Origin of the sequence: Sorangium sp. So ce1504, assembly GCF_051521635.1 — a bacterium.
Taxonomy (GTDB): Bacteria; Myxococcota_A; Polyangia; order Polyangiales; family Polyangiaceae; genus Sorangium; species Sorangium cellulosum_B.
Genome location: NZ_CP150365.1, coordinates 10,004,164 through 10,028,127, shown reverse-complemented (window position 1 = coordinate 10,028,127; position 23,964 = coordinate 10,004,164). Strand labels below are relative to the sequence as shown.

The window sequence follows — 23,964 nt, the reverse complement described above, 5'->3', positions numbered from 1 at the left end:
TCGGCGCGTCGATTGCGCCGCTTGAATCTCGCATTGAACGCCCCGTCAGCGCGTCGATTTGCCGGTGAGCGAGCTTTACTTATCGCATTCGAAAGCTACCCTCCATTCATGCGAATCCTTGGAATCAGCGGAGGCCACGAGCCGGACCATATCGGTTATCCGAGACCAGCATTCAATGCGGCGACGTCGCATGACGGCGCCGCCGTCCTCCTCGAGGACGGAGAGGTCGTCGCGGCGATCGAGCAGGAGCGGCTGAACCGCCTCAAGCACTCGAACAAGGCCCCCCTCCAGGCGGCCCGCTTCTGCCTGGAGGGCCGGGGGCTCCGCGTCGACGAGGTCGACTACCTCTGCTTTTACATCAGCGAAGGCTGGTGCGACGCCCAGGTGAAGCGCGGGCTCTTCTCCGCAGACCCCGAGCTGCGTACGGCGAACGACGTCATGAGGCGCCTCGTGCTCGCCGAGTTCGGCGTCGACGTGAGGCCCGAGCGCATCCAGTTCGTCAAGCATCACACGGCCCACGCGATGAGCGCCCTGATCGGCTCGGGGTACGAGAGCAGCCTCGTCCTGACGCTCGACGGCTGTGGCGACGGCGAGTCGGGCTCCGTCTCCGTCGGCTCCGGCGGAGCGCTTCACTCGCTGAGAGACATCCCGGAGCGGGACTCGCTGGGCAATTTCTACGTCCAGGTGATACGGTTCCTCGGGTTCTCGCTGTTCGACGAGTACAAGGTCATGGGGCTCGCCCCGTACGGCGATCCGAGCAGGTACCGGGCGCTGTTCCAGGCGATGTTCACGCTGCTCCCGGAGGGCGCATGGGCCATCGACTTCGACAAGATCGTCGACCTCCACGGCGCGATCCGGCCGCGCGCGCCGCGGGAGCCGATCACGCAGGACCACAAGGACATCGCCGCCTCGCTCCAGGAGGCGCTCGAGACCATCGTCTTCCATTGCCTGCGGTACTTCCAGCGCGAGACCCGGCAGGTGAGCCTCTGCTTCGCGGGCGGCGTCGCGCACAACTGCACCTTGAACGGGAAGATCCTCCGCTCCGGGCTGTTCGAGCGGGTGTTCGTCCAGCCGGCCGCGCACGACGCCGGCTGCGCGCTCGGCGCCGCCATGGCCGTGCACTCGCGAAAGGCCCCGGCGCGGCGGCCGCCCGCGATAAGCCATCTGTACTGGGGAAGGCACATCGGCGAGCGGGGGGAGGTCCGGAGAGCGCTCGACGCGTGGCGCGATTTCATCCGTGTCGAGGAGCTCGCCGATGCGCCGAAGGCCGCCGCCGAGCTGCTCGCGGCGGGCAGCGTGATCGGGTGGGCCCAGGGGCGGTCCGAGTTCGGCCCCCGCGCGCTCGGCAACCGCAGCATCCTGGCGGATCCCAGGCCGGCGGCGAACAAGGACCTCATCAACGCCATGGTGAAGAAGCGCGAGGAGTTCCGGCCCTTCGCGCCCGCGGTGACGGAGGAGGACGCGCGCGACTATTTCGATCTCGGCGGCGCGGAGGCCATGCCCTTCATGATCTTCACCGTGCCCGTCCACGAACAGAAGCGACAGCAGCTCGGCGCCGTCACGCACGTGGACGGGACCGCGCGGGTCCAGACGGTCTCCAGGCGCACGAACCCGCGCTTCTGGCAGCTCATCCGGGCCTTCGGCGACCTCACCGGCGTGCCGGTGGTGCTCAACACCTCGTTCAACAACAACGCCGAGCCGATCGTCGATTCGGTCGACGATTGCGTGACCTGTTTTCTGACGACGCGGCTCGACAAGCTCATCGTCGGCGACCACCTCGTCCACAAGGAGCCCGCGCCGCTGTCGGCCTATGCGGAGCTCGTCCCCTCGTTTCCGACCTTCGTGAAGCTGCTCTCGCTGCGAGGGCCCACGCCGGGCGGCTACGAGGTCGAGCGCGCGATGGTCACGACCTACAATGATGCCCGGACCCCGGTCTCCGCCGAGACGTTCGATGTCCTGTGGCGGGCCGACGGACGGAAGCGGCTTCGGGAGCTGCTCGACGGCGTGGAGGATCGGGAGGCGGTGATCGCCGAGCTGATCGAGCTCTGGTCGCAGCGCGTGGTGCGACTGCTGCCTGCCACCGGCCATTGACGGCGGAGGAGGGGGGGAGCCGCCGAGCGCCCCGCGGCCGGCGTTCCCCCGCATTCTACCGGTATCCCGCCATGGTGATGATCACGTCCTCGGGGCAGATCTGGTCGGTCTCCACCTCGAACCCGTGATCGCGCAGCATCCGCCGGACGCGCTCGCCTCTCCCGCCGAAGTCGTGCAGCTCGAGGACGACCGCCCGGATCCTCCCCCAGTCGCCGGGGCGAATGCCTTCCAGCACGTCGATCTCGGCCTTCTCGACGTCGATCTTGAGCAGGTCGATCTGCCCGATCTGCTCCCGTTCGATGAGCTCGGACAGCGTCGCGAGCTCGCATTCCACGCGCCTCATGCCGCGCCTCATCCACCAGCCGTGACAGTCAATGAGCAGCGAGTTCACCGCGCGCGGGAGGTGCTTCATGGTTGCCGGCAGATCCGCGTGGTGCTTCTCCCGGATCCGTTCGTCGTAGATGGCTGCGAGCGTGGCTTCTTTGTCGTCGCTCGCCATCATGTCGTACATGCTCGAGATGGCGCCCTGGCGTGGCGCGTAGTGGAACGTCGCTGTGCCCGCGGTCCGACCCAGGCCCGCGCGGTGCAGGCGCACGCGCTCCGATCCGGACGATCTCAGGTTCATCCGGAGGAGCTCGAAGGTCTCGGGGATCGGCTCGAAGCAGTGGATTCGCGCCCGTCCGCCGGTGCGCTTCAGCACCTCGAGCGCGAAGAGGCCGATGTTCGCGCCGACGTCGATCACGGTCACCTCTCCGCTGGCCAAAAGGCTCTGCACGCGAGGCCTGAAGTAGCCCTGCACCTGGAGATGCAGCGTCTTCGCCATGTCGGGGACGCGATCGTGAACGACCCTCTGATCCGGCAACTGGATTGCGTACGTCTTCATATGGGCTCATCCAAACGTGGTGTGTCCATCCATCCCTCGCGCCGCCGCGCGCACGGGCGCGGGCTCCGCTCACCCGCACGCGCGCGCGCGCGCGATCGCACGCAGATCGTCGATGACGGCGCCGGCGACCCGCTGCGCGGTCGCTGGCGCGTGCACGTTCGCGCTGTAGCGCCACCGGAACGTCAGGGCCCCTCCGCGGACGAGGACGTGGCACTCGAACAGGTTGAACCGCAGGTTCGTCGCCGCCTCGTCGTAGCCTGTGGACTCACTCGCCACGCGGAGGATCGAGCCCGGCGCAGGCGGCTCGATGCGCCCCTGGTAATTGAACAGGATCCCCGGTCGCTTCCGGAGCCGTCCGAGCTCCGCGCTGAGCCGGGCGTCGCCTCCCAGGTACTTGAGGAGGTTGTAGCCATGGCCCCCGTTCGGGATGCGATCGATCTGCCGGCTCGCCTCGAGCAGCGCCGCGAGGGGCTCTTGCTGGCTCGGGCGCCGGAGCACGAGCACCCGCTCGGCGCTCAGCCAGCCCACCGTGCGCGACGCGTCGAGCTCCGGGTGATGGGGCATCAGATCACGCCCCGAGTTGAGGACCATGATGTCCTGCCAATCGCGGCCCGTCCAGGCGGTCACGCCGCGGAGGACCGCGGCGATGAGCGCGTGCTCCGTGCTCACCCCGAAGCGCGCCGGCAGGTCCCGCAAGATGACCTGGGACTCCTGCTCTGGCAGCGACGCCCAGTGATCGCGGACCGACTCCACGGTATAGAGATGACGCGTCGCCGGATGGTCCGCCGGGAGGAGATCGATCTCGTCCCAGGGCAGCGAGAGCCAGTAGGCGCGTTCGTTCGGCAGGATCTCATCGCTCACCCACCGCTCCAGCGCGCGCGTCCAGCGGCCGGACGAAACGCCCGTGGGCGGCAGGCGGGGCGTGGCCGTCGTCGCGAGCTGATCGTAGATGGATTGCAGATCGAGCGCGGCGATCATCATCGACATCCAGTCGACGACGAGGTGGTGCGCGTTGAGCCACAACCGGCCTCGCCCCTCCTCGTCCCACCGGAAAAACACGATCCGGAACAGCCGCCCGCGCTCGAGCTCGACCTCGTCCTGCATGCGATCGCAATGCCGCTCGAGCTCGGCCCGGCGCCGATCCTCCGGGACCCTGGACAGATCCACGCAGGCGAACGGCGCCTCGGTCCACGGCACGTCGATCACCTGGCGAACGCCGCTCGGGGCGCCCTCGAAGCGCGCGCGGAGCGCCTCATGACGGTTTGCGAGGATCAGCGAAGCGCGCGCGAGCCTGTCGAGATCGAGCGGCGCCACGGCCTCCAGCAGCAGGTTCACGTTCCAGCGCGCCGGGCGGGTGCGCTCGCGGGCCTCCTCCAGATACCAGCGCTGGAGGACGGTGAGCGGCCGCTCCCCATTCTCTGGTTCCACGTCCACCGCCGGGCGGTCCGGGGAGGCGCAAGCGGCCGAAAGGCGCGCGATCGTCTGGTGCTGGAAGAGCTGCCTCGGCGTGACATTGAGCCCCGCCTCCCGCGCCCGCTCGACCAGCGCAATGCCAAGGAGCGAATCCCCTCCGAGCGCGAAGAAATTGTCGTCCACGCCCACCCGATCCAGCTTGAGGACGCCGGCCCAGAGCGCGGCCATCCGGCGCTCTGCCTCCGACGACGGCGCCCGGTAAGCCGCGATGGCCCCCTCGTGGCGCTGCGCGGCGAGCTCGAGGAGCGCCCTCCGATCGACCTTGCCGTTGGCCGTCAGCGGCAGGCGCTCCAGCGCGATCCACGCGCCGGGCACCATGTACTGCGGCAGCCTCGCGGCGACGGCCTCCTCCAGGACGCGAGGCTCGAGCGCGGCGCCCCGCTCCGCCACGTAGCAGGCGACGAGGCGCCTGGCCCCGCTCGGGGTCGACTCCACGCACACCACCGCTTGCTTGACGTCGGGGTGCTGCGCCAGCGCGGCCTCGATCTCCCCGAGCTCGATGCGGTTTCCCTGGATCTTCACCTGGAAGTCTTCCCGTCCGATGAACTCGATGTTCCCGTCCGGAAGGAATCGCCCGAGATCGCCTGTCCAGTAGAGCTGCTCGCCCGTCTCCGGGTGCTCGAGGAAGCGCTCCGCGGTCTGCGCAGGATCCCGGTAGTAGCCGCGGGCGAGGCAGATCCCACCGACGTACATGCGGCCGACGACCCAGTCGGGACACGGCCGCATGCGCTCGTCGAGCACGTGGACACGCTGGTTTGGGAGGGGCTTGCCGTAAGGGATGCTTTGCCAGGTCGAGTCCACCTCTCCGACGGGATAGAAGATCGACCAGATCGACGTCTCCGTCGGCCCTCCTGCCCCGATGACCCGCGCCCCCGGGCAAGCGCGGCGGATCTGATCGGGCAGGGGCACGGGGATCCAGTCGCCGCTCAGGATGACCCAGCGCAGCGAGGGGCACGCCAGAGGACCGCCGCCGAGGTGCTCGACGAACATCTGCATCAGCGCAGGCACCGAGTTCCAGACGGTGACCCGGTGGGTCTCGATGAGCTGCCGCCAGTGCGCCGGATCCCGCGCCGCCTCGGGCGAGGGGAGGACCAGGGCGCCTCCCGCGCCGAGCAGACCGAACACGTCGTACACCGAGAGATCGAAGTGAACGGCGGAGAGCGCGAGGGCGCGATCGGAGGCAGAGACCTGGAAGCGCTCGTTGATCTCGAGGATCGTGTTCAGCGGGCCGCGGTGATCGAGCGCCACGCCCTTGGGCTTCCCCGTCGAGCCCGACGTGAACAGCACATAGGCGAGATCGTCCGGCCCCTGGACCGCCGCGACCGGGCTGTCGTCCTCCGGCGCGGACGCGCCGTCGTCGTCGACCGCGATCAGGCGCAGGGCGTCGGGCCAGGCCAGCGAGGAGGCCAGGCGCTCCTGCGTGAGGACGATCTCCACCTGTCCCTGATCCAGGACCGAGCGGATGCGCTCGATGGGCCACTCCGGATCGACGGGCAGGTACGCCGCCCCCGATTTGAGGGCCGCCAAAATCGCGACGATCTGCGCCCACCCCTTCGCCGCGGCCACCGCGACGAGCGCGTTCGGCCGGGCTCCGAGCGCGCGAAGGCGCCGGGCGAGCGCGCTGCTCCTCCGATCGAGCTCTCCGTAGGTGAGCGTCCTCTCGGGGCTGATGACCGCCGGCGCAGCGGGCTGCAGCGCCGCTTGCCGCATGAACCCGCTGTGCAGGAGATCGCTCGAGACCTCACGGGTGGTGCTGTTGACGCCGGCGCGGACAGCGCGCTGCCGCTCCGGGAGCTCGATGGCCGCCGCGCTGGTCCAGGGCGCACCGTCCCGGGAGAGACGGCTCAGGAGCGCCTCGTAGGCCTCCAGGAGATCCGCCGCGAGGCCTTCAGGGAACAGATCGTCGGCGGCGCCGAAGCTCAGCATGAAGCCACCCTGGTCCTGCTGGATCTCGTGCTCGATGCAGGGAGCCTGCGTGCCTGGTCCTCCTCCCTCGGGTCGGAAGGGCCCAGCGACGTGCAGCCTGACGGCCGTCGCGCCGGGGTGACGCACGGCTTCGTCCGGCGCTCGTGTTCCGGGCGCGGCGAGCGCGATGGCCTCGTCGAAGGCCCGGACGAGGTCGACGAATGGCGCCTCGCCGCCGCGGCTCACCTCGATCTGCCCACTCCCGGCGCCGATGGAGACGGACAGCATTCCGTTCGCCGGCTCGCCCGGCGCGCCGACAACGACGGCCAGCGGCGACGTGCTCCACGCGGCGACCGCCTGCGCGAAGGCGGCGGCGACGGCCGCGCCCGGGGCCGCGCCGAGGAGCGCAGCGCGCGCCTCGAGCCCGCGGACGAGCCCGGCGTCGACGCGCCGGGCGTGGCGGACGAGCCGAGGAGGCTGCCCCGCGAGGTCGCTCCGCACGAACGGGAGAGCGGGCGCCGAGAGCGCCCGGCGCGCGGCCGCCGCTGTCGCGGGTCCGAGCGCCTCGCCGCGGAGGAGCGCCGAGACCCTCTTGTCGGGCTCACGCGCCGCCTCGGCGAGGAGGCGCTGGAGGAGCTCGGCGTGGCGCGCGATCGTCGCCTCGCCGAACAGCGCCGTGTCGTACTCGATATGGCCGCTCAGGGTCGCTCCGTCGTGCTGCATCGACAGGGTGATGTCGTACTGCGACGTCCCCGGATCGAGGTCGATCGGCGTCACCCGCGCCCGCCCCAGCGCGACCGGCGCGGGCACCTTGGGCTGGAAGGCGAACATCACCTGGAACAGCGGAGTCCGGCCGAGGTCTCGCTCCGGTCGAACGGCGTTGACGAGCCGCTCGAAGGGGATGTCGGCGTGCGCGAACACGCGCACCGCCGTGCCGCGCACCCGCGCGAGGAGCGCGCTGAAGGGCGGGTCGTCCCCGAGGTCGCCGCGGAAGACAAGGGTGTTCACGAAGCACCCGATGACGCCCTCGAGCTCGCGGTGATCACGCCCCGCGATCGGCGTCCCGACGAGGAGGTCCGCCTGCCCGCTGAGCCGGTGGAGCAGCGCGAGGAACCCGGCCATCAGGACCATGAACGGCGTCGCGCCGCGCGCGCGGCCGAGCTCCTCGACGGCCTCGGTCAGCGCTCGCGAGAAGCGGACGTGGTGCCGCGCCCCCTGATACCGCTTCTCCGCAGGGCGAGGGTGATCCGTCGGGAGATCGAGCGTTTGACTGGCCCCCGCGAGCTCGGCCTTCCAGAAGGCGATCTCCTCGCCCCGCGCCGCCTCGTCCCAGCGCTGCCGCTCGTGGACCGCGTGGTCGCCGTGCTGGATCGGGAGCGGCTCCCAGCGCGGGCGCTCGCCCGCCGAGATCGCTCCATAGGCGGCGGCGAGCTCGCGCACGAAGATCTCGTGCGACCAGCCGTCCGTCACGATGTGGTGCATCGCGAACGCGAACAGGTACCGCTCGTCGTCGATCTGCGCGAGCTCGGCCCGCACGAGGGGGCCCGTGGCGAGGTCGAACGGGCGCCCGGCCATCCGCCGCAGCCGCGCGAGCGCCGTCGCCTCGCGCGCGTCCCGAGCGAGCGCCCGGTGATCGATCTCCTCGAAGTCGAGCTGCGCCGACGGCTGGACGATCTGGACGGGAGCCCCGTCCACGACGCGGAACACGGTGCGGAGGGCCTCGTGCCGCACGATGACGGCGTGGATCGCGCGCTCCAGGGAGCGCACGCACAGGGGCCCCGCGATCTCGGCCGCACCTCCGACGTTGTAGGCCCCTGTCCCGGGCGCCAGCCGGTCCAAGAACCAGAGCCGCCTCTGCGCGTACGACAGCGGGATCACCCCGCCCGGGTCGCGCCGGCGCAGCGCCGGACGCACCGACGGGCGCGCGAGCTGCTCGATCCGTTGAGCCAGATCGGCGAGCGCCGGCGTGTCGAACAGCCACCGGAGCGGCACCTCGGCGCCGGCGCGCTCGCGGATGCGGGAGACGGCGCGCATCGCGAGCAGCGAATGGCCCCCGAGCTCGAAGAAATGGTCGGTCCTGCCCGGCGCGCGCCCGAGGAGCTCTTCCCAGACAGCGGCCACGAGCCTCTCCATCTCGGTCGCCGGCTCCTGCCGATCGCGCGCCGGCGCGCGCTCCAGCGCGTCCAGGCCCGGGAGCGCCTTGCGGTCGATCTTGCCGTTCGGCGTCTGCGGCAGCCGGGGCAGCTCGACGAAGCGCGCCGGGAGCATGGCTTCGGGCAAGAACGCGCGCGCGTGCGCCCTGAGCGCCTCGGGGCTCACAGGCCCCGCCGCGGGCACGTAATAGGTCACGAGCACCGCCTCGCCCACCGCGTCCCGGTGCGCCGCGCAGACGCACTCCCTGACGCCGGGGTGGCGCGCCACGGTCGCCTCGATCTCGCCGAGCTCGACGCGGAAGCCGCGGATCTTCACCTGATGATCGATCCGGCCGAGGAACTCGATCCGCCCGTCGTGCGTGATCCGCGCCAGGTCGCCGGTGCGGTACATCCGCGCGCCCGGCGCCGGCGAGAACGGGTCTTCCACGAACCGCTCCCGGGTCAGGTCAGGCCGGCCGTGATACCCGCGGGCCAGGCCCGCTCCGCCGATGTACAGCTCCCCGGCCACGCCGATCGGGAGCCGCTCGCGCCGCTCGTCCAGGAGGTAGGTGCGCGTGTTGGCGATCGGGGATCCCAGCGTGATCCTGTCCGGAGCGTCGACGCGCGCCGCGGCGGACCACACGGTCGTCTCCGTCGGGCCATACAGGTTCCAGAGGCAGCCAGCGCGCGCGCTGATCTCCCGGGCGAGCTCCGGCGGCAGCGCCTCCCCGCCTGCCAGCGCGCGGAGGCGCGGGCTGGCCGTCCACCCCGCCGCGAGCAGGAGGCGCCACGTGCTCGGCGTCGCCTGCATGACCGTCGCTCCCGAGCTCTCCAGCGCGCGCAGGAGCGCGGCGCCGTCCCGCGCTTCGGCGGCGGACACGAGGACCGTCCTTCCGCCGACGCTCAGCGGCAAAAACAGCTCCAGGACGGAGATATCGAAGGACGCCGTGGTCACCGACAGCAGCACGTCGCCGGCGTCGAGGCCGGGGCTTTCCCGCATCGCCTCAAGGAAATTCACGACGCTGCGGTGCTCGACCTGCACGCCTTTGGGGTGCCCGGTCGAGCCCGATGTATAGATGATGTAGGCGAGGTTCCGGCTGCAGGGCGGCGCCGCGAGCGGCTCCTCGGCCAGGCCGGAATCTGCCGAGAGATCCTCGAAGAACGCCGTCCGTTGCGGCTCGCCGGCGAGCGGGAGCTGCAGCGCGCGCTGCGTGAGCAGGACGGCGGCCCCGACGTCGCGCAGGATATAGGCGATGCGCTCGCCCGGCAGCGCGGGATCCAGGGGCACGTAGGCGCCGCCCGATCTCAGGATCGCGAGCAACCCGATGACGAGATCGATCGATCGCTCCATGCAGATCGCCACCGGGACGTCCGGGCCGACGCCCATCGCGCGCAGCCGGCGCGCGAGGCGGGCCGAGGCGCGGTCGAGCTCTCCGTAGGTGATCTCACCCTCACCGAACGAGAGCGCGACGCGCTCGGGATGGCGCTGCGCCTGCCGCTCGAAGAGCTCGTGGACGCAGAGCTCCTCGGGAAAAGGTCGCTCTGTCCGGTTCCATTGCTCGAGGTGCAGCGCGTCGGCCTCGTGCACGACCGGCAGGTGGAGCACGCGCGTGTCGGGGCGCGCGGCCGCCGCGCGCAGGAGCGCTTCATAGCTCCTGAGCATCCGCTCCGCCGTGTCGCTGCGGAACAGGTCGGTGTCGTACTCCAGATCGAGCCGGAGGCCCTGCGGGCGGTCCCAGGCCTCGACGGTCCAGTCGAACTTCGACGTCGTCACCGGCACCTCGACCGGCTCGAGCGTGAGCCCCGTGAAGGCCGGCAGATCGGCCGCCGCGGTCTGCAGGATGAACAGGGTCTGGAACAGCGCCGCGTGGGACGTGCTCCGCTCGGGCTGCAGCGCCTCCACGAGCAGCTCGAACGGCAGATCGTCGTGCGCGAAGGCGTCGAGCGCGCCGCGCTTCGTGCGGCGGAGCAGCTCGACGAAGCTGGGGTTGTCCGAGAGGTCGGCGCGGAGCGCGAGGTTGTTGACGAACATCCCGGCGAGCGGCTCGATCTCTCGCCGCGTCCGCCCGGCGACGGGCGACCCGACGACGACGTCGAGCTTCTGCGTGACGCGACAGAGGAGGATCTGGTACGCGGCGAGGAGCGCCATGAAGAGGGTGACTCCCTCCCGCTGGCACAGCGCCTTCACCGCCGCGGAGAGCCGGGGTGACAGCGTGAGCGACGCCTTCGCCCCCCGGTGGGCCTGCGAGGCCGGGCGCGGCCGGTCCAGCGGAAGCTCGAGGAGCGCCGGCGCGCCGCGCAGCCGCTCCTTCCAGTACGCGAGCGCCCGTTGAAGGCGCTCCTGGCTCCACTGGCTCCGCTGCCAGACGGCGTGATCGCCATACCGGACGGGCAGCTCGGCCAGCCGCGGGGCGCGCCCCGCGACGAGCTCGTTGTAGAGCGCGCCGAGGTCCCGGAGCAGCACGCCCCAGCTCCAGTGATCGCTGGCGATATGGTGAGTCGCCATGAGCAGGACGTGCTCCTCTGCGGCCAGGCGAAAGAGGGCTGTCCGGAGGAGATCGCCTCGCTCCAGGACGAAGGGCGCATGGGCGATCTCTGCGCACCGGAGGGCGAGCTCGCGCTCGCGGGCCGCCGGATCCATCGTGGAGAGATCCGTGACCGCCACGGCGACGCCGGACGGCGGCAGCACCTCCTGGTAGGCCTCCTCGGCGTCCTCGTCGAAGCGCGTCCGCAAGATCTCGTGCCGCTCCACGAGGAGCGAGATGGCTCGCTCGAGCGCCGCCGCGTCGAGCGAGCCCCGGAGCCGCGCGGCCCCGTGGAGGTTGTAGGCAGGGCTGTCGGGCTCGTACCGGTACAGGAACCAGAGCCGCTGCTGCGCGAACGACAGGGGGAACCTCGACCGCGTCCCGGTCCGCTGTGGCCCCGCCGCCGCGCCGCCTCCGGACGGACGTTGTCCCTTCAGCTTCGCGACGAGCGCCTTGAGTTCCTGGGACGACAGGCCTTTGATCCGCTGCTCTAGCTCGCTCACCTCGACGCTCCTCTCCCAGGTTCCGGCGCGTTCACGGCTCAGGACGGCTCGCCGGGCGCGTCCGCGTCTGTCATCGACTCGAGCATCGCGAGGCGCTCGGCGAGAGCGCTCGTGATCTTCTCGGCGAGCCGGGCGACGGTCGCCCCCTCGAACATGTCCTGTTTCGGCAGATCGACGTCGAACGCGTCGTTGATCCGCGAGAGGATCTGGATCGCCAGGAGCGAGTGGCCGCCGAGGCTGAAGAACTCGTCGTGGATGCCGATCGGCCGCCGGCCGAGCAGCTCCTCCCACTGCGAGCACACCACGCGCTCTATCTCGTCGCGAGGCCGCTCGTCGTCGCCGAGGGGCCGCCGCGGACTCGCCGAGGGTTCCCGCCGGGCGCGGCGCTGCTGCTCGGCGAGGGCCGGGAAATCGCGCGGCGAGACCACGATCTGCTCGGGCCCGGTGAGCGCGAGGATCTGCTCGATGGCCTTCATCCCGTCCTCCGGGTCGATGCCGCGCGACATCCTGTGCGACGGCGTGGTGAGGGCGGCTCCGGCGCCGCCGTGGACGCGCTGGAGGACAAAGCGGGTGACGTCGGCGATGACCCGCCCCTGCTCGTCGAGCAGGGTGACGTCCGCGGAGAGAACACGGCCAGGCTCGGTCTCCTCCCGGCGCAGGCGAACATGGCTGAACAGCCGCGTTGGAGTCGCCGCCAGGCAGGCCACGCGGCCGTACCCCGCGGGGAGGTAGATCCCTCGAGGGTCGAGCACGGCGGTCACCGAGGTGGCCACGTCGAGCAGCGCCGGATGCAGACCGTACACGGACAGGTCCTCCGCGAACTCCGGGCGAAGACGGAGCTCGGCGAGCGCCTCGTCCTCCCCGACATGGAGCGATTCGATGCAGTCCCAGCGAGGTCCCCACCGGAGCAAGCCGCTCGCGTTGACGGCCTCGAAGAGCTGCCGCGCGGCCGCAGGGCGGCAGCGCCGCCGGATCGACTCGACCGGCGCGTGCTCGCGCGTCTCGTCGAGCGCGGGTATCCAGGTGCCTGACGCGAGCCGCTCCCTGGCCCCGGCGGGGCCCGGTGCGAAGATCGAGAATTCGGTCCGCGTCCCGCTCCGCTCGCTCTCGAGACAGACGTCCTGCGGCGCCCCGTCCTCCACGCGGCAGGGCGCATGGAAGCGGACCTCGTGCAGCTCGACGACGCCCATCCCCGCGAGCGTGGCCGCGGCACGCGCCATCTCGATCAGGGTCGTGCCGGAGACCAGCCCGGCGCGCTGCGCCCGGTGCTCCGCGACAGGCCAGTCGCGCGCCAGGCTGAACCGCTTGTGGAACACCCGCGGCCCGGTCGCCGCGCCTTCCACCCGGTCGATCAGCGGGTGGCGCCCCCGGAGGCTCGACCTAGGCCCAGGCGGCAAGGGCCCTGGCCGGGTGATCCCGGCCCGCGCCGCCATCCCGATCTGCTCCCAGCCGTCCCAGGCGACGGCGAAGCTCGGATTGCCGGTCGCGCTCTGGTACGCCCCGGCGAAGGCGTCGAGGTACGCGTTCGCGGCGGCGTAATCCGCCTGTCCAATCGCCCCGAGATGGGAGAACGTCGATGAGAACAGCACGAGGAACGGCTGCTCTCGCTCCTGCCCGAGCTGGTCGGCGAGGTTCCGTGTCCCGGTGGTCTTCGGCGACAGCACCCGGCAGATCTCCTCGTTCGTCCGTGTCTGGAGCGGACCGGCGCCCGGAACCCCGGCGCCGTGGAAGATCCCGTCGACGCGCCCGAAGCGGGCCCTCGCCTCGGCGAAAACGCGCGCCACGTCCTGCGGCTCGGCCACGTCCCCGGCGGCGACGACGAGCTCTGCGCCCTGCGCCTCCATCCGCCCGAGCGCCTCGAGGATCTCGGCGGTCGCTGCCAGCGCCCCGTCGCGCTCCCGGTAGCTCGGCCACTCCGAGCGCGGCGGGAGCGGCGTCCTCCCCATCAGCACGAGCTTCGCCGACCAGGCGCGCGCGAGGTGCTCGGCAAGGCGCAGCCCGATCCCGCCGAAGGCGCCCGTGATCAGGTAGACGCCCCCGCGCCGCAGGCGCGACGCTTCCGCGGCCGGCGATGGAGGGAGGATCGCCTGGAACGCGGGCACCCAGCGCTGCTGCGCGCGCAGCAGCACGAGGTCGTGCTCCGGTTCGCCCGCGAGCTCCCGGAAGACGGCCCGCGCCCACGACGTGGGGGTCTCCCCGTCCCGCGGCGGGATCACATCGATGGCGCGACAGCGGACGCCGGCCAGCTCGTTGCCCAGGCTGCGGCAGAGGCCGACGAGCGCGGCATGGTCCGGCGAAGGGGTCGTCTCGCCGGCGATCGCGTGGGCTCCCCCGGTCACGATCGCGAGCTCGATCCCCGCCCCTGGCGGCGCGGCGCCGAGGCTCCGCGAGACGGCGCACACACTGAGCAAGCCCCTCCGCAGGAGTTCTTCAGCGTCCTCGCCCGGCCTCCCCATCGCGCTCCACAGGTGGACGATGCGTCGGGGAAAGACGCCTTGCCCGTCGAGGGTCGAGAATAGCGCCCGGAGATCCTCCTCGCTGTCAGGGCGCAGGACGAAACCGAGGTCGCCCGACGCAGCGAACGCCGGCCCGGGGCGGGCGGTGATCACGCGAGCGCCCGAGCCGCGGATGTGCGCCTCGAGCGCGCCCGCGCCCTCGTCTGCGTCGGTGAGGAGCAGCCACGGCGCCTCGTTCGCTGGCTGGGATACCGGGGCGGCCTCGTGGAGACGAGACCAGCGGAGCCGGAACAGCCGCGCTCCTCCGGTGCCCTCCGCGCCCTCGGGAGCCGCGGTCTCCGTCGCGCTCGCGGACGGCTCTGGCAGGCCATCCTCGACCGCGTGGCGCCTCCGCTCGAAGGGATAGGTCGGCAACGGGACGCGGCGCGCCCGGGCGTCCGGGAATACCGCCTGCCAGCGCAGGTCGGCGCCGCGCGCCCACAGCTCGCCGGCCGCCTCGAGCAGCACGCGCCGGCCCTTCCCGGCGTCGCCCGGCCCGGGCAGCAGCGGAACGGCCGCGCTCTCCGCGCTCCCCCCGAGCTGCGCGCGCACGAGCGAGCACAACGTCGAGCCGGGCCCGACCTCCACGAACAGATGCGGTCCCTCGCCCTCGAGCGCCGCCTTGACGCCGTCGCCGAAGCGGACCGCGCGCCGCAGGTGGTCAGCCCAGTACTGGGCGCTCCGCGCCATCGAGCCCGTCATCCACCCGCCGGTGACGTTGGAGAGGAGGGGAATCCGGGGCTCGCGCAGCGTGATCCCCGCCATGGCCCTGCGGAACTCGTCCAGGATCGGCTCGGTCACGGCGGAGTGGAAGGCGTGGGAGGTCTGGAGCCGGCGGCCCTTGATCCCGCGCGCGCCGAGCTGCGCCTCGTACGTCGCGATGGCCGCCTCGGGGCCGGAGACGACGCACAGCTCGGGCCCGTTCACCGCGGCGAGCGACAGCGCGGGCGGCAGGCTCTCGAGCGCCGCCCCCTCGGACAGCGGCACCGCGAGCATCGCCCCGCGCGGCAGCGACTGCATCAACCTCGCGCGCACCGCGACCGCCCGGAGCCCGTCCTCGAGCGAGAACACCCCCGCGACGCAGGCCGCCACGAGCTCGCCGACGCTGTGCCCGAGGAGCGCCTCGGCGCGCACTCCCCACGACTCCTCGAGCAGTCGCGCCGCGGCGTACTCGACGGCGAACAACGCCGGCTGAGCGACCTCCGTCTCCCGGAGCTCCTCGGCCGGGCCATCGAACAGCAGCGCTCGCAGGTCGCGGCCAAGGAGCGGCCGGAGCCGCTCAGCGCACTCGTCCAGGGTCTCCCGGACGACGGCGTGCTCCTCGTACAGCGACCGGCCCATTCCGGGGTGCTGGCTTCCCTGGCCGGTGAACAGCATCACCACGCCGGCGGCGCCCGTCTGCGCCCCTCGCCCCGGCCTGGGCGCGCGCAGCCGCGCGACGGCGTCGGGCGACGACGACGCGACGACGAAATCGCGGTGCGAGAGCCTCCGCCTCCCCTCGAGCAGCGTGAACGCCGCGTCTCGCAAGGAGATCTCCGGGTGCCCCTCGAGGTGCTCCGCGAGGCGCGATCGCATCGCTGCCAGGGCCGCCTCGCTCCGGGCCGACAGCGCCAGGATCTCGCTCTCTCCGCCGGGGGTCGGCTGGTAGGCCGGCCCTTCCTGGAGGACCGCGTGCACGTTCGCCCCCCCGATCCCGAACGAGCTCACGCCGGCTCGCCGAGGGCCGCTGTCCCTCGGCCAGGCGCGGAGCTCCGTGTTCACGTAAAAAGGGGACCTGTCGAGATCGATCTCCGCGTTGGGCCGCCGGTAGTGGAGCGTGGCCGGGATCTGCGCGTGCCGGAGCGCCAGCACCGTCTTGATGAGCCCGACGATGCCGGCCGCCGTGTTCGAGTGGCCCACGTTCCCTTTCACCGATCCGAGGGCGCACCGGCGGAGCGGGACGGCGGCGCGCCGGAAGGCCTGCTCCAGGGCGCGGACCTCGATGGGGTCGCCCAGCGACGTGCCGGTCCCGTGCGCCTCGACGTAGTCGATGGTGTCCGGCCGGACGCCGGCCACCTCGTGCGCCATCACGATCACCGAGGCTTGCCCGTCGACGCTCGGGGCGGTGTACCCGACCTTGGCGGAGCCGTCGTTGTTCGTCGCGGACCCGAGGACGATCGCGTGGATGAAATCGCCTTGTTCTATCGCGTCCTCGAGCCGCCTCAGCACGACGACCCCGACCGCGTCGCCGAACACGGTCCCCGCGGCGTCGGCGTCGAAAGGACGGCAGTGGCCATCGGGAGACGTGGGCCCGCCCTTCTCGTAGAAGTACCCGCGCCGCTCCGGGAACATCACCGACGCCGCGCCCGCGATCGCCATGTCGCACTCGACGGCGCGCAGGCTCTGGCATGCTTGATGGACCGCCGCGAGACCGGTGGAGCAGGCCGTCTGGACGCTGATGCTCGGGCCCTTGAGGTTGAGTTTGTACGCGACGCGCGTCGTCAGATAGTCCTTGTCGCTCGCGATCAGGAGCTGCATCGCCTCGGAGGACTCGAACTTCTGGAGCAGCGCGCGGTGGTGCGCGAGGAGATACGAGTTCATCTTGGCGCCGGCGAAGACGCCTATCCAGCCGGGGAACCGCTCGGCGTCGTAACCTGCGTCCTCGAGCGCCTCGTACGCGCATTCGAGGAACAGCCGCTGCTGCGGATCGATCCACTGCGCCTCCCGCTCGCTGTATCCGAAGAAGTCGGCGTCGAACCACTCCGGCCTATCGAGGCTGGGTCGCGCCTTGACGTAGCCCGGATCCCTCACCTGGGCGCGAGGGACCCCGGCGGCGATCAGCTCTTCTTCCGTGAAGCGGGCGATGGACTCCCTGCCATCGCGCAGGTTCCTCCAGAACGCCTCCGGATCGTTCGCCTGCGGGAACCGCCCGCTCAGCCCGACGATCGCGATGGCGTCGCGCAGATCTTTGAGGTCCTGCATCGCTCACTCCTCCGGCTTGCCCTGGCGCGAGGCCTGCTCCGGCGTGGACGGCGTGGACGGCGTGGACGGCGTGGACGGCGTGGACGGCGCGAGCGCGCGCCGCTCCAGGCCTCGCTCGCGCTGCCGCTGGGCGCGCGCTGCGATGGCGTCGAACCGGCCGCCCTCCGCCGCGCGCGGCGCGGCCCCGACCGCCGCGGCATCCTCGCCTCTCGTCGAGAAGGGCGCGTTCACCCCGAGCGTCCTCAGGTAGGCCGCCTGCTGCGACACCGTTGGATGCTCGAACAGGTGCACCAGCGGAACATCGCGGTCGAAGCGCTCGCGGAGGCTGCGCGCCATGCTGACGAGCAGGAGCGAATCGCCCCCGAGGTCGAAGAAGTTGTCGTCGTGACCGACGCGCGGGCGTCTCAGCACCTCGGCCCAGATGCGGGCGATGGCGCTCTCCAGCCCGTCGCTCGCCACCACGGCGGGCCTCGCCCTGGCTCGCTCCGCGCGCGGCGGCGCGTCCTCCGGGACTGACCGCTGTGCGCCCTCCGGGACCGACCGCTGCGCGCCCTCCGCCGAGCCAGGGAGCCTGTCGACGACGACCACCCTGACGGGCTCCTCGGTCCAGCGCTCTGCGACGTACGACGAGAGCGCTCGCGCGAGCCCATCACGCGGCCGCTCCGGCCTCGCCAGGGTGGCGCCCTGCGGCGACGCGGCGCGCGTCGCGGCGTCGACCATGGCCGCCAGCGCCGCCGACTCGCGGGCCAGGGCCTCGAGGGTGGTGTCCGAGTCCGAGACGGCCCCGCCGACGAGGCCGTGGAGGTATTCGTGGCGCGGGCCGACCTGGAAGAGGTGGGCGACCTGCGCGAAGTCGAATCCGCCCGTCTGGCAGAGGCCGATCTGGTGATCCGGCGCCGTCGACTCGAGCAGATGGGCGATGACGCCGGCCTCCATGAGGCACAGATCCCGCGCCCGGCTGCCGTACACCGGCTCGATGGCGCCGAGATCCGCCACCAGATACACGCTGAACGCCGAGCTGTCGAACGCCTGCCCGTTGGGGCCCCCGTGGACCGACCGGTCGATGTGCGCGCCGGGCTGGATCGTGACCAGCTGCTCCCGCTCGGGGTGGAAGTAGTACGTGCCGCCGGGGACCCGCTCGATCCGATCCGGCTTCACATACAGATACACGTGCACCGGATACAGGTTGCCCGCCGAGGCGTAGAGCTGCTTGGCGAGCGGATAACCTGGCAACCTCACCGGAGACAGCTGCCTCAGGAAGCGCGCCAGGCGTTCGAAGGTGATGGGCTCGCTCCGGAACTGGCGATAGCTGCGCCGCCGCGCGAACGCCGAGAGATCCTCGTCCGTGCGCGCGCGGGCGATGAGGGGGATGGCGGCCCCGGAGAGATCATCGCGCTGCGCCGGCTTGCTCAGCTTGAACTTCAGCCTCGCGATCGGATCCTGCAGCAAGGGGACCTCCGGGTCCGCGGTGCCCCGCGGCGGCGCTTCCACGCCGGACTCGCTCGCTGGATCCGGAAGGGCGCTGCGATCGACCTTGCCGTTGCTGGTGAGGGGGAGGCGGGACGTCTCCACGAAGGCGCCCGGCACCATGTAGTCCGGGAGCTTCGAGGCGATGAACGCCCGCAGCGCGGGCGCCTCGAGCGCCCTGCCCGGGGCCGGAACGACATGGGCGATGAGCCGCTTTCCACCGCTCGCCGTGCTCCCCACCGAGACAGCGGCGCTCGCCACGTCGGGGTGCTGGAGCAGCGCGGCCTCGATCTCCTCGAGCTCGATCCTGTGCCCTTGAATCTTCACCTGGAAGTCTTCGCGTCCCAGGAACTCGATGTTCCCGTCCGGCAGACAGCGTCCCAGGTCGCCGGTCCAGTACAGCCGCTCTCCGGTCTCCGGGTGTGTCACGAAGCGCTCGCGCGTCCGCTCCTCGTCCCGCCAGTAGCCGCGCGCGAGGCCCACGCCGCCGATGTAGAGGCGCCCGGGCACCCCGTCGGGACACGGCTCCATCGCCCCGTCGAGCACGTAAAACCGCTGGTTCGCGAGCGGCTTGCCGTAAGGGATGCTCTTCCAGCTCGGATCCACGCGGGTGATCGGATAGGCGATGGACCAGATCGACGCCTCCGTCGCCCCGCCGAGGCTCAGCACCGACGCGCCCGGGAACGCCTCGCGGATGCGATCGGGCAGGGTCACGGGGATCCAGTCCCCGCTGAGGAGCGCGGCGCGCAGGGGCGCGGGGGCGCCCGGGCGCTCCGCCCGGTGCTCGACGAGCATCTGCATGAGCGCCGGGACGGTGTTCCACAACGTCACGCCGTGCCGGGACATCAGCTCCTCCCAGTGGCCGGGATCGCGCAGCTGGGCCGGCTCGGGCAGCACCACCGCGCCCCCCGCTGCCCACAGGCCGAAGAGGTCGTAGACCGACAGATCGAAGGCGAGCGACGAGAGCGACAGGACACGATCGGACGCGTTCACGCCGAGGCGCGCGTTCACGTCCGCGAGGGTGTTCACGGCGCCGCGGTGATCGATCGCCACGCCCTTCGGCCTCCCCGTCGAGCCCGAGGTGAAGATGACGTAGGCCAGATCGTCGGGCCGCTGAACGGCCTCGAGGGGCGACTCGTCCTCTGACGGCCCGCCCGGCGCGTCGAGGGGCACGACGATCGTCCCCGCGGGCCACCGGGCCGGCTCCGCGAACCGCGCCTGGGTGAGGACGATCTGCGCCTCGCCCTGCGCCAGGATCCCCCAGAGCCGCTCCCGGGGCCACGCCGGATCGACGGGAAGGTAGGCCGCCCCGGACTTGAGGACGCCGAGCGCCCCGAGCGCCTGCGTCATGCCCTTCTCGCAGGCGATGGCGACGAGGGTGTTGGGGCGCGCGCCGCGGGCCCGCAAGGCGCGGCCGAGGGCGTTGCTCTGCCGGTCGAGCTCACCGTAGGTGATGCTCCCCCCGGGCGCGATCACCGCGGGCGACCCGCCGCGGGCCGCCGCGCTCCGGAGGAACGCCGCGTGGAGCAGCTCCTCGGGCGCGGCTTGCTGCGTCCGGTTCATCCGGGCGCGCGCCTCCTGCTGCGCGATCGGGAGCGCGACCCTCGCCTGCTGGAGCGCCTCGTCGCCGCGCGCCAGCCGCGCGAGCAGATCCAGATAGGACTCGAGCATCGCTCCGACCATCCCCTCGGGGAAGAGCCCGTCGACGACATCCCAGGAGAACGCGAGCTCCCCCTGGTCCTCGGTCACCTGATGATCGAGCCACACCTGCGGCGTCTGGGTGACCATGAAGACCTCCCGGCCGAGCCAGGAGAACAGCGACTGCGGCTCGGCCCCTCCCTGGCCGAGCAGGCTCGTGAACACCACGGGGACGCTCGGCGCGTGCGCCTGGCGGAGCGCCGGGATCGCCCCCGCGCGCCGGTGCTCGATCGCCCTCCAGATCTGGTCCTGGGTGGCGCGCGCCAGCTCGGAGACCGCTTTGCGCCCGCCCACGTCGAAGCCCACGAGCACCACGGTGGTGAAATCGCCGACGATCTCGGCGACGTCCTCGTGCAGCCGCGGGCGCTCGAACGACGTCAGCGTGAGCGAGAACTCCGGGCGGGCGCTCCACTTCCCGAGCACCTGGGCGAACGCCGCGAGGACGACGGCCGACGGCGTGAGGCGGCTCGCCTTCGCCCGGCTCTTCAGCGATTCCCACGCGGACCGGTCGAGGCGCCCCCTGTGCCGCACGAACCGGGGCGGCGTGACCTCTCGAGGCTTCCTGGCGAGCGGCAGGTCGGGCGCGGGGGGGAGGCTCGCCACGCGCTCGCGCCAGAACGCAAGCGAGCGCTCGTGATCCGGCGTCTGTCGATGGCGCTCCGCATCCACGATGCAGTCCCGGAAGGTCACGCCGAGCGGCGGCAGCTCGAGCTCGGGCTGCTCGTAGAAGCGCTCCAGATCGCGCGAGACGATCCCGCAGCTCCAGGCGTCGAGCGCGAGGAGATCCAGGTTGATGTGCACGCGGCGCCGGCCGTCTGGAAGGAGCGACACGCCGGCGTCGAACAGGGGCCATTCCATGGGCGCGAACACGCGGTGGGACAGCCGATGACGGATGTCATCGAGCGCCCGGCCGGCGTCGGCCGGCGTCATCGCGCGGAGATCCCATATCTTCGGCTCGAAGCGGGGCACCGTCCGCTGCACCCGCTGGAGCCCGTCTCCGGTGAACACGGCCCTGAGCATCTCGTGCCGTGCGATGACCCGATTCCACGCTTGCTCGAAGCGCTCGAGATCCAGCCCCTCGCACTCCCGCTCGATGTAGCCGTGACAGCCGACGCCCCCGAGGTCGAAGGCGCTCTCGCGCCCGACCAGATACGCCCGTTGAACGTCGGTCTGGCGAAAGGGCGCTCCCGGGTCGTCGTCACCTGGGCTGACGGCGGGGACCTCCTCCTCGCGGCCGCCGGGCGAGGGCGGTTCGGCGAGCAGGCGCGACAGCTCGTTCAACGTCATTCCCTCGATCAAGCTCACCGGCGCGATCTGCCTGCCGCTGAACCCGGCGATGCGCTCTGCGAGCTGGATCGCCTTGACCGACTCGAGCCCGACCTCGACGAGCGGCACGTCCCATCGCAGCCGCGCGGCGTCCACCTGAAGGATGTCTCCCACGAGCGCCCCGAGGCGCGCTGTACAGCTCGAGCCGCCGGCCTGCGCGCCTCTCGTCGCGGAGGCCCCGTCCTGGGCCGCGGCTGCGCCGGGCGCTCCATCGCGCGCCGGCGCGCCGTGGAACACGCCGAGGGGCTCCAGCTCACCCCGCAGAAAAGCCGCCTTGCACGCCCTCCGCTGCACTTTCCCGCTCGTGGTCTTGAGGAGGCGGCGCGGGGGGAGGAGCACCACCGCGTGCACCGGCAGCCCGAACTGCTGCGCCACGGCGCCCCGAGCGGCGCGCGCGAGCGCCTCGAGATCGAGCCCGCGCTGCCCGCGCTTGATCTCCTGGCAGACGACGATCGCCTCCGGCTCTTCGACAGGGAAGCTCACCCCGTCCTCGAGGCTCACGGAGAAGGCCGCTCCCCCGTCGGGCGCAAAGGCCTCGTGCGCGGAGCTCACCGCGAGCTCGATGTCCTGTGGATAGTAATTGCGTCCTCGGACGATGATGACGTCCTTGAGCCGCCCTGTGATGAACAGCTCCCCCTCCTGCATGAACCCGAGATCGCCGGTCCGCAGGAAGCGCAGATCGCCTGTCCCGCGCAGCCGCGCGCCGAACGACGCGCTCGTCGCCTCCGGATTCTCCCAGTAGCCGCTCACCACCGCGCTGCTCTCGACCCACACCTCGCCTACCTGCAGATCCGGCGCAGCCTCTCCGCTGGTTGGATCGACGATCGCGACGCGCGTGCCGGGCAGGGGCCGTCCGCAGCTCACGAGCTCCTGTGCGTCGGACTCCGCGGCGGCGCTGGCGCGCGCCCGCCCCTGTTGCAGCTCCGTGGAGCTCACCGTGACGACGCGCGGCGGGCGCCTCGGCGAGGCGCTGACCACCAGCGTCGCCTCGGCCAAGCCATAGGAGGGTCGCAGCGCGTCGGGCCGGAATCCGCTCGGCGCGAAGGCTGCGATGAAGCGCGCGAGGGTCCCCGCGCGGACGGGCTCGGCTCCGTTGATCACCGTCCTCCACGTGGAGAGATCGAGCCTGGCGCGCTGCTCGGCGGTCGAGCTCGTCACGCAGAGATCGAAGGCGAAGTTCGGCGCCGCGCTGTGGTGGCCGCGGTGGCGCGACAGCGCCTCGAGCCAGCGCATGGGCCGGAAGACGAACGACGCCGGAGGCATGCTGGTGCATCTGCCGCCCACGAAGAGCGGCAGCATGATCCCGTGGATCAGCCCCAGATCGTGGAAGTGGGGCAGCCAGCTGACGAAGGTGTCGCCGCGCTCGATCCCGAACCCGTCGGCGATCATGCGGCAGTTCTGCAGCACGTTGCGATGGCTGACCATCACGCCCTTGGGGCTGGAGGTCGAGCCGGAGGTATATTGCAGGTACGCGACGTCGTCTGTCGTGCCGCGCGCGGCGCGCGCGTCCTCCACGCCACGCGCGCCGCCCGCGCGTCCGGCGTCGGCGCCCGAGGAGCACTCCTCCAGCGTGTGAACGGCGAGCCCGGAGCGCGAGGTCGGCGCGCTCCGCTCCCGCGGCGTGGCTCTCGCGACGATCGTGCACGCAGGGGCACAGTCGGCCGTGATGGCGTCGAACCGAGATTCCGCCCGATTCGGCCGCGGGAGCGAGGTGGGAACAGCCACCATGTCCGCCAGCAGACAGCCGAAGAACGCCTCGATGAACTCGAGGCCAGGGCCGAACAGCAGGATGACGCGGCTCTTCGGCGGATAGCGCGCGCGGAGGAAGGCGGCGATCGTTCGAGCACGGGCGTGGAGCGCGGCGAACGAGAGCGCCGCCGTCTCCTCCTCGCCTTCGTGGAGATGCACGTACGCGGGCGCGTCGCCGAGCTCTTCCGCGCGGCGAGCGAGCAGCTCAGGAAGTGACGCTATGGCGCTCCGAGATCCAGACAGATCATCCTGTGCGGCGCCGGGCGTATGCCCAGAAAAAGTCATGCCAAGTGTCACGAACGGTTCCTTTCGATTCAAGCACGCAAGACCACCTGCGCGCGCCCAGGCGCTTCACCCATCGAATCGATGCATGCTTCCCGCAGCGCATCGAAGGCTTCGCGGGGGATGCAGGGTGCGCCAACGGTCGATGTGATCCACCGGGCTCGGCGCTCGCTCAGCTGCGAGCCCGAGAGGATCGTGGGTTACGGGGAACGCTCGAGCAACGGGCGCAGGTCATGACACGAAGAAGAAGCCCTGTCTAGCCCACCAATCGACGGAGCATGCCGTCCCCTGATGATGCGGAAGAAGCCTGTGGCGCGGTGATATGCGGCGCGCGCTCACTCCATGATCGCCTCGCAGGGATGCGATTGTTAAATAATGTTATTTGTTGTTTAGAACGACGCCGGGCGACGGGCCCGGTCGCATGAAGAGATCCCGAGCTCGATCTGTCGCAAACTGGCGAATGGGTACTCGCGC

At 71.6% G+C, this 23,964-nt stretch carries 5 protein-coding genes; 1 reads left to right on the top strand and 4 read right to left on the bottom strand.

What is annotated here, in order from left to right:
- Positions 1–108 precede the first annotated feature (108 nt).
- Positions 109–2,091 carry a carbamoyltransferase family protein gene (locus WMF39_RS37690; protein ID WP_437741305.1) on the top strand — a complete coding sequence of 661 codons (1,983 nt, stop codon included), beginning with the start codon at positions 109–111 and terminating at the stop codon, positions 2,089–2,091.
- A gap of 55 nt (positions 2,092–2,146) precedes the next feature.
- On the opposite strand, the gene WMF39_RS37685 is transcribed toward WMF39_RS37690, so the two are convergent.
- From WMF39_RS37685 to WMF39_RS37670, 4 genes are all read right to left on the bottom strand, one after another.
- Entirely contained in the window at positions 2,147–2,974 is an 828-nt protein-coding gene (locus WMF39_RS37685; RefSeq protein ID WP_437741304.1) for an FkbM family methyltransferase, read from the bottom strand.
- 69 nt (positions 2,975–3,043) lie between these two features.
- Entirely contained in the window at positions 3,044–11,512 is an 8,469-nt protein-coding gene (locus WMF39_RS37680; protein WP_437741303.1) for an amino acid adenylation domain-containing protein, read from the bottom strand.
- 38 nt (positions 11,513–11,550) lie between these two features.
- A complete protein-coding gene (locus WMF39_RS37675; protein WP_437741302.1) occupies positions 11,551–16,968 on the bottom strand; it encodes an SDR family NAD(P)-dependent oxidoreductase in 5,418 nt (1,805 codons plus the stop codon).
- Between the two features lie 3 nt (positions 16,969–16,971).
- A complete protein-coding gene (locus WMF39_RS37670; protein WP_437748082.1) occupies positions 16,972–23,493 on the bottom strand; it encodes an amino acid adenylation domain-containing protein in 6,522 nt (2,173 codons plus the stop codon).
- Positions 23,494–23,964: the final 471 nt, after the last annotated feature.

Coding starts and splice junctions, on each gene's coding strand:
- WMF39_RS37685 (WP_437741304.1), bottom strand. CDS start 2,974: ATGAAGACGTACGCAATCCAGTTGCCGGATCAGAGGGTCGTTCACGAT.
- WMF39_RS37675 (WP_437741302.1), bottom strand. CDS start 16,968: ATGCAGGACCTCAAAGATCTGCGCGACGCCATCGCGATCGTCGGGCTG.
- WMF39_RS37670 (WP_437748082.1), bottom strand. CDS start 23,493: ATGACTTTTTCTGGGCATACGCCCGGCGCCGCACAGGATGATCTGTCT.
- WMF39_RS37690 (WP_437741305.1), top strand. CDS start 109: ATGCGAATCCTTGGAATCAGCGGAGGCCACGAGCCGGACCATATCGGT.